Origin of the sequence: Streptomyces spongiae (assembly GCF_009377185.1) — a bacterium.
In the GTDB taxonomy this organism is placed as follows: Bacteria; Actinomycetota; Actinomycetes; order Streptomycetales; family Streptomycetaceae; genus Streptomyces; species Streptomyces spongiae.
In genome coordinates, this window is record NZ_VJZC01000375.1 from 1 (window position 1) to 9,734 (window position 9,734).

The following is a 9,734-nucleotide window of genomic DNA, read 5'->3' on the forward strand; positions in this document are numbered from 1 at the left end:
CGTGCCACCCGGCACTACTGCCGAATCGCCCAGCCCCGCTCCCGCAACGCCCCCGTCAACACCGGCGCCGCCTTCGGCTCCACCATCAGCTGGACCAGACCGGCCTGCTGCCCCGTCGCGTGCTCGATGCGTACGTCCTCGATGTTGACGCCGGCCATGCCCGCGTCGGCGAAGATGCGGGCCAGCTGGCCGGGCTGGTCGTCGATCAGTACCGCTACGACCTCGTAGACCCGCGGCGCGGTCCCGTGTTTGCCGGGCACCCTGACCTGGCCGGCGTTGCCGCGGCGGAGGACGTCCTCGATGCCGGTGGTGCCCTCGCGGCGCTTGGCCTCGTCGGAGGACTGGAGGGCGCGCAGGGCCTGGACCGTCTCGTCGAGGTCGGCGGCGAACTCGCCGAGCAGGTCGGCCACCGGGCCGGGGTTCGCGGAGAGGATGTCGATCCACATGCGGGGGTCGGAAGCCGCGATGCGGGTCACGTCACGCATGCCCCCGCCGGAGAGCCGTACCGCCGAATCCTCGGCGTGCTCCAGTCGCGCGGCGACCATGCTCGATACCAGTTGCGGCATGTGGGAGACCAGGGCGACCGCGCGGTCGTGGGCGTCGGCGTCCATGACCACCGGCACGGCACGGCAGTGCGACACCAGCTCCAGGGCGAGGTTCAGGACCTCGGTGTCGGTGTCCCGGGTGGGCGTGAGTACCCAGGGGCGGCCCTCGAAGAGGTCGCCGGTGGCCGCCAGGGGGCCGGACTTCTCCCGGCCCGACATGGGGTGCGTACCGATGTATCCCGTGAGGTCCAGGCCGAGGGCCTCCAGCTCGCGGCGCGGGCCGCCCTTGACGGAGGCCACGTCGAGGTAGCCGCGGCCGAGACCGCGCCGCATGGCGTCGGCAAGGGCCGTGGCGACGTGCGCGGGCGGCGCGGCCACGATCACGAGGTCCACCGGCCCGTCGGGCGCCTCGTCCGTGCCGGCGCCGAGCGCGGCGGCCGTACGGGCCTGCTCCGGATCGCGGTCGGTGAGGTGGACGGTCACACCGCGCTGGGCGAGCGCCAGGGCCGCCGAGGTGCCGATCAGCCCGGTCCCGATGACGAGTGCGGTTCTCACTGGGCGATGTCCTTGCGGAGCGCGGCCGCGGTGCCGAGGTACACGTGCGCGATCTCCGCGCGCGGCCGGTCGGACTCGATGTGCGCGAGGACCCGTACGACCCGGGGCATCGCGCCCTCGATGTCCAGTTCCTGCGCGCAGATCAGCGGTACGTCGACGATGCCGAGCTTGCGGGCGGCGGCCGCCGGGAAGTCGCTGTGCAGGTCGGGCGTCGCCGTGAACCAGATGCTGATCAGGTCGTCCCCGGTGAGCCCGTTCCGCTCCAGGATGGCGGTGAGCAGCTCGCTGACCTGCTCGTCCATGTGTCCGGCCTCGTCCCGCTCCAGTTGGACGGCGCCCCGGACCGCTCGTACCGGCACGACTGTGCTCCTCGCTGATGTACGTACACGACTCGTCCCACCAGCGTAGTCAGCCCGGAACGCACCGGTGCGCGGCGCCCGCCTGCCGAGACGGCCGGGACGGGGATCGCGGGGTGCGTGCCCTTCGAGGGCACGGCCGCAGATCATGACAATGTCACGCGAACGTCACTGTCCCGCCACTTGGGATGAACTACGCCCGTGCGCCTCTGGACGCCGCCCCCGCGCGTCCGCTTGCATGGGGGAGGCTGTTCGCGCCACGCCTCGGGGGGAGGCACGCATGAAGCGCTCCGGACCACTTCTCACCCTTCTCGCAGGACTCCTGCTGGGCCTGTTCCTGCTGACGCTCAACGCGACGACAGGGACGCGCCCCGCGTCGGCGAGCGGGGGCGATTCGCCGGGCACGAAGGTGTCGCCGAGCCCGACGCCCTCGCCCCCGTCCTCGCCCACCACGAGCACTCCGCCACCGGCCCCGTCGGGCTCGCCACCGCCCGACGCCGACTACGCGGGCCGTACCGACGACGACTCCTCGGCCGTCGCCGTGTCCCTGCGCGACGGGAAGGCCATCGCGTACTTCTGCGACGGCCGCGACAAGGAGTCGTGGCTGAAGGGCGACGTCGAGGACGACGACTCCATGAAGCTGACGGGCGGGAACGGCGGCGTGCTGAACGGCACGCTGAAGGACACCCGCATCCGCGGCACGGTCGAGATCGGCGACCAGGAGTACGGCTTCAGCGCCGCCAAGGCGGTCAAACCGTCGGGCCTGTACCGGGCGACGGAGACCGTGCGCGACGCGGAGGTCGACGGCGGCTGGATCGTGCTGCAGGACGGCCGCCAGGTCGGCATCCTCAAGCGCGACGGCAAACCCTCGCCGGCACCGGAGATCGACCCCCGGACCGGCGCCGTGACGATCGACGGCGAGCGGCTCACGGCCCGCCCGGTGAACCCCTGAGCACCCTCTGAGAGCACCCCGCGCAAGCCCCAGAGCGCCCTGAGCACCCTGAGCGCCCCGCGCAGACCTCACGACATCCGCTCTCCCGACCCGACCCAGGGAGCCGAGCATGACCGTCGACCCGAACGCCGCCACCCAGGACTTCCCGTCCCCGCGGCCCGCCCACGGCAGTCCGCGCGCCGTGCGCTACCTCGCCCCGGCGCTGGTCGCGTGCGCGGTCGCCGTCGGTCTCGGCGTCTACGGCAAGGTGCACGACCCCGAGGGCACGGCCTTCAACCTCGCCGGATTCAGCAGCACGGGCGCGGTGAAGTCGTGGCTGGCGACGGCGGCGTTCGGCTTCGCGCTCGTGCAGCTGGTGTCGGCGCTCATGGTGTACGGCAGGCTGCCGGGACCGAGCTGGGCGGGGGTGCTGCACCGTTGGTCGGGGCGGGTGGCGTTCCTGGTGGCGGTGCCGGTCGCGGTGCACTGTCTGTACGCGTTGGGCTATCAGACGTACGAACCGCGCGTTTTGTTGCACTCCCTCCTGGGTTGTTTCTTCTTCGGCGTTTTCAGTGCCAAGATGCTGCTGCTCCGTACGGAGCGGCTGCCGGGCTGGCTGCTGCCGCTGGTCGGCGGCGTCGTCTTCGCCGCCCTCACGGTGGTCTGGCTGACCTCCGCCCTCTGGTTCTTCCGCACGTTCGGGGTGACGACATGACGATGGGTTCCACGCGGCGCACGGTCCTGGCGGCGGGCGCGACGGGCGCGGCGGCGCTGCTCGCGGGGTGCGGCGAGTACGGCGACAACGGCGGCGACAGCGCCGAGTCCCCCACCGGCGACTCCCCGACGGCGACCGACGGGACGACGGGCGGGGAGCTGGCGAAGACCGACGACATCCCGGTCGGCGGCGGCAAGATCTTCAAGGACCAGAAGATCGTGGTCACCCAGCCCGAGCAGGACGACTTCAAGGCCTTCTCCGCGGTCTGCACCCACCAGGGCTGCATCGTCGCGAGCGTCTCGGACAAGACCATCAACTGCGCCTGCCACGGCAGCAAGTTCAGCATCACGGACGGCGCGGTGGAGAACGGTCCGGCGACGCGGCCGCTGCCCGCCGAGCAGATCACGGTGACGGGAAACTCCATTCGCCAGACGTGATCCACCCCGTACGCTCCCGGGCATGCAGCCCGAGGCCCTGGTCCGCGACCACACGATCTACGCCTGTGTCATGGGCTCACGCGCCTTCGGCCTGGCCACGGACGACAGCGACACCGACCGCCGGGGCGTCTTCCTCGCCCCCACCGCCCTGTACTGGCGCTTCGAGAAGCCGCCGACGCACGTGGAGGGCCCGGCGGAGGAACAGTTCAGCTGGGAGCTGGAGCGCTTCTGCTCCCTCGCGCTCCGCGCCAACCCGAACATCCTGGAATGCCTGCACTCCCCGCTCGTGGAGCACGTCGACGACACGGGCCGCGAACTGCTCTCCCTGCGCGGCGCGTTCCTGTCCCGCCAGGTCCACGACACGTTCGCGCGCTATGCCCTCGCCCAGCACAAGAAGCTCGAAGCGGACGTCCGCAAGTACGGTGCCCCGCGCTGGAAGCACGCGATGCACCTGCTGCGCCTCCTGACGAGTTGCCGTGACGTCCTGCGCACGGGCGAACTCACCGTCGATGTGGGCGACCTGCGCGAGCCGCTCCTCGCGGTCAAGCGCGGCGAGGTGCCCTGGGCCGAGGTGGAGTCCCGGATGACCCGGCTGGCGGCGGAGGCGGAACAGGCCGCGGCCCGCTCCCCGCTCCCGCCGGAGCCGGACCAGGCCCGCGTGGAGGACTTCCTCGTACGGACCCGCCGCGCGTCAGCCCTGGCGGGCACCGAGGCCCTCGGCCCCCGTCAGCCGGACCCGTACGACGAAGTCGTGCAGGGCGTCGTAGGCGGCGGGGGCGTCCCGCAGCACCGATAGGGCCTGGGCCTCGTCCAGCGCGGCGTGCAGCCGCTCCACGTCGCTCTCCACGCGCGCGTGGTCGACGTCGGCCGCCCCGTGCTCCTGCTCGGCCTTGGCGGCGACGAGGTCCGGCACGTACGCGGGCGCCTCGACCTCCTGTACGAGCGTGGGCAGATGGGCCTGGAGCTCGCCGCTGCGCATCAGGTGGACCCCGGTGAGCAGCACGCGGAACGTGTAGAGCAGCGGCTTGAGTTCGCCGGTCTTCTTGAAGAGCCGCCACTGGGTGACAGCGAAGCCCCGGTAGTGGTGGGCGTGGTGGCGGGTGAGGACCCCGGGAGCCAGGCCGGCCAGCTCACGGTGGGCCTCGGTGGTGTGCACGACCAGCGGGGAGAGCAGCTGCTCCAGCACGTAGCCGTTGCGGCGCAGCATCAACCGGACGAACTTGCGCAGGTCGTGGGTGACCAGGTCCATCTCGACGCCGTCCCGGTCCCACATCCGGGACCGGGTCTCCTCCGGCTCGCGCAACCCGACGAGTTCCGCCGTCGGCAGCAGATGGACGCCCCTGAGGTCGACGTCCGAGTCGCGCGAGGGGAAGCCGTACAGGTGCGCTCCGGAGACGGTCGCGAACAGCAGGGGGTCGGGCTGTTCGGCGACCACGGGCTCGAGGTCTACGTCGTCGAGGGTGTCGATCACCCCTCAAGCGTCCCAGAGGGCCCCCAGCGACACGAGGTCGCCCTGGTACTCGATGCGGTCGGCCCATTCCGTCGGCCAGGCCGCCGGACCGTGGTACGCGCCCGCGAAGGCGCCGGCGAGGCAGGCGATGGAGTCCGAGTCACCGGAGGTGCAGGCGGCGCGGCGCAGGGCCGTGACGGGTTCGTCGACGAAGAGCAGGAAGCACAACAGGCCGGAGGCGAGCGCCTCTTCCGCGATCCAGCCCTCTCCCGTGGCGAGGCAGGGGTCGGTCTCGGGTGACGGGTCACGCAGGGCCTGCTGGAGGCGGTCGAGGGCGTCCAGGCACTCGTCCCAGCCGCGGGCGATGAAGTCCTCCGGCGAGGAGTCCTGGCTGTGGCGCCAGAGGTCACCGAGCCAGCGCGCGTGGTAGTGGCTGCGGTTCTCGTACGCGTACGACCTCAACTGGCCGACCAGGCCCAGTGGTTCGGCGCCCTGGGCGAGGAGCAGGATCGCGTGGGCGGTGAGGTCGGCGGCGGCGAGCGCCGTGGGGTGTCCGTGGGTGAGCGCGGCCTGCAACTGGGCGGCGCCCGCGCGCTGTTCGTCGCTCACGCGGGGGATGAGCCCGAGCGGCGCGACCCGCATGTTGGCCCCGCAGCCCTTGGAGTGGATCTGGCTGGCGTCCTGCCAGGGCCGGCGCTCGTCCGCGAGGAGGCCGCAGGCGACCATGCAGGTGCGGCCGGGGGCACGGTTGTTCTCGGGTGAGCGCGACCAGGCGACGTACTCGGCGCGGGCGGCCCGCTCCAGGGTCTCGGGGCTGAGCGACCCGCGGTCCATGGCCGAGCGCAGCGCATGCCCCAGCGCCAGCGTCATCTGGGTGTCGTCCGTGACGATCGCGGGCTTCGGGAGCTCCATCTTCCGCCACGGCCCGAACTTGGCGAGGATCGACGGGACGTCGTTGAACTCCGTCGGGAAGCCGAGCGCGTCGCCGAGGGCGAGGCCGAGCAGGGATCCGGTGGCGGCGCGCTTGGCGAGCAGGGTCATGGTCATCAGGACCGTCCTTCGGGCGTGGGTCGCATCAGGGGCGGGTGCAGGGTGGTGGCCTCGCCCGCGCGGTAGAGCGCGGCGGGCTTGCCGCGGCCTCCGGTGAGGCGCGCGGCGCCGGGGACCGGCTCGACGAAGCCCGGCGTGGCCAGCACCTTGCGCCGGAAGTTGGGCCGGTCGAGGGCGGTGCCCCACACGGTCTCGTAGACCTGCTGCAACTCGCCGAGCGTGAACTCGGGCGGGCAGAAGGAGGTGGCGAGACAGGAGTACTCGAGCTTGGCGCCGACACGTTCGTGGGCGTCGGCGAGGATCCGGTCGTGGTCGAAGGCGAGCGGTCCCGCGGTGTCGTACGGCAGCCACCGGGCCTGTGCCGCGTCGCCCCCGCCGTGCGGCTCGGGCGGGTGCGGCAGCAGCGCGGCGAACGCCACGGTGACGACCCGCATCCTCGGGTCACGGTCGGGTTCGCTGTACGTCCGCAGTTGCTCCAGGTGGAGTTCGGAGACGTCCTCCAGGCCGGTCTCCTCGGCGAGTTCGCGCCGGGCGGCCGTCTCCGCGGACTCGTTCGGCAGCACGAACCCTCCGGGCAGCGCCCAGTGGCCCGCGTACGGCTCCTGCCCGCGTTCGACGAGCAGCACCTGGAGCGAGCCGTCCCGGACGGTGAGGACGGCGAGATCGACGGTGACGGCGAAGGGTTCGTGGGCGTACTTGTCGTAGCCCTCGGGCCTGTTGCCGTTCGACGTGCGGTCGACGGGCGCGGTCATGGTCCCCCTGCCTCCCCTGTGGACGGCCACCTTTAATGGTCACGATGACCAATAGTCACTACGACTATAAAGATGACGGAGGGTGCCGACAACCCGTTGGCGGCAAAGAAACTCGACGCCGAGGCAAAGAAGCGGGACACGACGAAGCGGCCGGCCCGGAGACATCCGGTCCGGCCGCTCGGCGAGGCTCGCGCGGGAGGCGCCGTAGAGCTACAGGTCGACCTCACTCATCAGCATGCCGACCTCGGTGTTGGACAGCCGGCGCAGCCAGCCCGACTTCTGGTCGCCGAGGGTGATCGGCCCGAAAGCGGTGCGCACGAGCTTGTCGACCGGGAAACCGACCTCGGCGAGCATCCGGCGCACGATGTGCTTGCGGCCCTCGTGCAGGGTGACCTCCACGAGGTAGTTCTTGCCCGTCTGCTCGACGACCCGGAAGTGGTCCGCGCGCGCGTACCCGTCCTCCAGCTGGATGCCGTCCTTCAGGCGCTTGCCGAGGTCGCGCGGGATCGGGCCGACGATGTGCGCCAGGTACGTCTTCTTCACGCCGTACCGGGGGTGGGTCAGCCGGTTCGCCAGCTCGCCGTGGTTGGTGAGCAGGATGACGCCCTCCGTCTCGGCGTCGAGGCGGCCCACGTGGAAGAGCCGGGTCTCGCGGTTGGTGACGTAGTCACCGAGGCACTGCCGCCCCTCCGGGTCCTCCATCGAGGAGACGACACCGACGGGCTTGTTCAGCGAGAAGAACTGGTACGACTGCGTGGCCACGGTGAGGCCGTCGACCTTGATCTCGTCCTTCTCCGGGTCGACGCGCATCCCCTGCTCGAGAACGATCTCGCCGTTGACCTCGACCCGCGCCTCCTCGATCAGGTCCTCGCAGCTGCGCCGCGAACCGTATCCGGCCCGGGCGAGCACCTTCTGCAGACGCTCGCCCTCCTGCTCGGCACCCGGGAAGGTCTTGGGGAGCTTGACGTCCTTCTTGCCCGCGTACCGCTCGCGGTTGCGCTCCTCGGCGCGCACCTCGTACTCGCGGGAGCGCGCGGGCTCCGTACGTCCGCGCCCGCCGCCCTGCTGCTGACCCTGCTGGGGCTTCTTCGGGCCGCCCTTGGCACCGCCGCGGGCGGCGCCGCCGCGCCCCGACTTCGGTCCGTCCTGGGTGGCGCCGGGGCCCACGTCGTAGCGGCGCTCCTCGGGGCGGGGCTTGCGGGGGCGGCCCTGCCCCTGCTTCTCGTCCCTGTTGTTGCCGGCACCGCGGTGGTTACCGCGCCCGCCGTGCCCGCCGCTCTTACCGCTACCACTGCTTCGCATCAAAGTTCCGTCGTCGTCGTGTTCGTCATGGTCGTCGTGGGCCCGTCGTCCGCGTCCGGGGCGTCCGGATCGAACGACGGTACGGCTTCCTGGGTCTCGGCCTCGATCGCCTCCGCCTCCGGGAGGAAGGGCGCGAGCTCCGGGAGCTCGTCCAGACCGCGCAGGCCCATCCGCTCCAGGAAGTAGTTCGTCGTCCTGTACAGGATCGCACCTGTCTCGGGTTCCGTGCCCGCCTCCTCGATCAGCCCGCGCTGGAGCAGGGTGCGCATGACCCCGTCACAGTTCACGCCCCGCACGGCCGAGACCCGGGAACGGCTGACCGGCTGCCGGTACGCGACCACGGCCAGCGTCTCCAGGGCGGCCTGGGTGAGTCTCGCCTGCTGCCCGTCGAGCACGAACCGCTCCACGGCGGGGGCGTACTCACCCCTCGTGTAGAACCGCCAGCCCCCGGCCACGAACCGCAGCTCGAAGCCCCGCCCCTGGACGGTGTAGTCGTCGGCCAGCTCCCGCAGCGCCTTGCCGATCTGCCGCCGGGGCCGCTCCAGGATCTTCGCGAGGTGCTCCTCGGTGGCGGGTTCGTCCACGACCATGAGGACGGCCTCCAGAGCGGGCTTGAGCTCGAGATCGGCGACGGACAGCAGCCCGCTCGGCCCCTCGATGGTCTCCTCACTCACGCCTTCTTCTCCTCCTCCTTGGGCAGCTCGGGCGGCCGGTCGAACTCGTCGGTGACCATCGGCCGGTCGTCTCCCTCCCCGCCGGTCCACCGCACGAGCAACTCCCCGAGGGCGGCCTCCTGCTCCAGCGCCACGGCCTTCTCGCGGTACAGCTCCAGCAGCGCCAGGAACCGTGCCACGACGGTCAGCGTGTCATCCGTGTCCTCGACGAGGAGCCGGAAGGTCGCCTCCCCAAGCTCCCTGAGCCGGGCCACGACGATCCCCGCCTGCTCCTGGACGCTCACCAGGGGCGCGTGGATGTGGTCGACGTACACCTGCGGCTTCGCCTTCGGCTGCATCGCCTTCACGGCGAGCTTCGCGAACCCTTCGGCACCGATGCTGATCACGACCTCGGGCAACAGCTCGGCGTGATGCGGTTCGAGCCCGACGGTACGGGGGTAACGCCGGGCCTCTTCATCGAGACGGTGACTGAAGATATCGGCGATCTGTTTGTACGCGCGGTACTGCAACAGCCGCGCGAACAGCAGGTCCCTCGCCTCCAGCAACGCGAGATCGGCCTCGTCCTCGACCTCCGCGGACGGCAACAGCCGGGCGGCCTTGAGATCGAGCAGCGTGGCGGCCACGACGAGGAACTCGGTCGTCTGGTCCAGGTCCCAGTCCGGCCCCATGGCCCGGATGTGCGCCATGAACTCGTCGGTCACCTTCGACAACGCGACCTCGGTGACATCCAGCTTGTGCTTCGAGATCAACTGAAGGAGAAGGTCGAAGGGCCCTTCGAAGTTGGCGAGCCGGACTTTGAAGACACCGTCGTTGTCGGACGCCGACTCGGGGCGGGGATCCGGGCCGGGCACGGGGGCGTCGGGCTCGGTGTCCTCGGGTCTAGCGGGCGACTCCGGCTGCGGCTCGGCGAGCACCGAAGCGTCGGGTTCCGGGCGCGGGCCGGTCTCTTCGGAGCCGAGAGTGGGGG

General features: G+C 71.4%; 12 protein-coding genes. 4 read left to right on the forward strand and 8 right to left on the reverse strand.

Annotation, left to right across the window (positions count from 1 at the left end):
* Nucleotides 1-14 precede the first annotated feature (14 nt).
* Nucleotides 15-1,100, reverse strand: coding sequence for a prephenate dehydrogenase (locus FNH08_RS34755; RefSeq protein ID WP_322725988.1), 1,086 nt, complete (start codon nt 1,098-1,100; stop codon nt 15-17).
* On the reverse strand, nt 1,097-1,459 hold the full coding sequence (gene aroH, locus FNH08_RS34760; protein ID WP_322725989.1) for a chorismate mutase: 363 nt from the start codon (nt 1,457-1,459) through the stop codon (nt 1,097-1,099). The genes FNH08_RS34755 and aroH overlap by 4 nt, the downstream gene beginning before the upstream one ends.
* Nucleotides 1,460-1,736: 277 nt before the next feature.
* On the opposite strand from aroH, the gene FNH08_RS34765 reads away from it, so the two are divergent.
* The 4 genes from FNH08_RS34765 (at nt 1,737) to FNH08_RS34780 (ending at nt 4,335) form a co-directional block, all read left to right on the forward strand.
* Nucleotides 1,737-2,408 carry a hypothetical protein gene (locus tag FNH08_RS34765; RefSeq protein ID WP_152775508.1) on the forward strand — a complete coding sequence of 224 codons (672 nt, stop codon included), beginning with the start codon at nt 1,737-1,739 and terminating at the stop codon, nt 2,406-2,408.
* Nucleotides 2,409-2,517: 109 nt separating this feature from the next.
* Nucleotides 2,518-3,102, forward strand: coding sequence for a DUF6529 family protein (locus FNH08_RS34770; RefSeq protein ID WP_152775509.1), 585 nt, complete (start codon nt 2,518-2,520; stop codon nt 3,100-3,102).
* Complete coding sequence (locus tag FNH08_RS34775; protein WP_152775510.1) at nt 3,099-3,539, forward strand: Rieske (2Fe-2S) protein; 441 nt, start codon at nt 3,099-3,101, stop codon at nt 3,537-3,539. The genes FNH08_RS34770 and FNH08_RS34775 overlap by 4 nt, the downstream gene beginning before the upstream one ends.
* 22 nt (nt 3,540-3,561) lie before the next feature.
* A complete protein-coding gene (locus FNH08_RS34780; protein WP_152775511.1) occupies nt 3,562-4,335 on the forward strand; it encodes a nucleotidyltransferase domain-containing protein in 774 nt (257 codons plus the stop codon).
* Here FNH08_RS34780 and FNH08_RS34785 read toward each other — a convergent pair.
* From FNH08_RS34785 to FNH08_RS34810, 6 genes are all read right to left on the reverse strand, one after another.
* A complete protein-coding gene (locus FNH08_RS34785) occupies nt 4,231-5,010 on the reverse strand; it encodes a nucleotidyltransferase domain-containing protein (RefSeq protein ID WP_322725990.1) in 780 nt (259 codons plus the stop codon). The two genes, FNH08_RS34780 and FNH08_RS34785, sit on opposite strands and share 105 nt — an antisense overlap.
* A 3-nt stretch (nt 5,011-5,013) precedes the next feature.
* Nucleotides 5,014-6,036: an ADP-ribosylglycohydrolase family protein gene (locus FNH08_RS34790; protein WP_152775512.1), complete on the reverse strand. Its 1,023-nt coding sequence runs from the start codon at nt 6,034-6,036 to the stop codon at nt 5,014-5,016.
* Entirely contained in the window at nt 6,036-6,791 is a 756-nt protein-coding gene (locus FNH08_RS34795; protein ID WP_152775513.1) for an NUDIX hydrolase, read from the reverse strand. Before FNH08_RS34795 ends, FNH08_RS34790 begins: the two co-directional genes overlap by 1 nt.
* A gap of 210 nt (nt 6,792-7,001) precedes the next feature.
* A complete protein-coding gene (locus tag FNH08_RS34800; RefSeq protein WP_152775514.1) occupies nt 7,002-8,093 on the reverse strand; it encodes a pseudouridine synthase in 1,092 nt (363 codons plus the stop codon).
* Nucleotides 8,093-8,767 carry an SMC-Scp complex subunit ScpB gene (gene scpB / locus FNH08_RS34805; protein ID WP_322725991.1) on the reverse strand — a complete coding sequence of 225 codons (675 nt, stop codon included), beginning with the start codon at nt 8,765-8,767 and terminating at the stop codon, nt 8,093-8,095. Before scpB ends, FNH08_RS34800 begins: the two co-directional genes overlap by 1 nt.
* Complete coding sequence (locus tag FNH08_RS34810) at nt 8,764-9,618, reverse strand: segregation and condensation protein A (protein WP_322725992.1); 855 nt, start codon at nt 9,616-9,618, stop codon at nt 8,764-8,766. The genes scpB and FNH08_RS34810 overlap by 4 nt, the downstream gene beginning before the upstream one ends.
* Nucleotides 9,619-9,734: the final 116 nt, after the last annotated feature.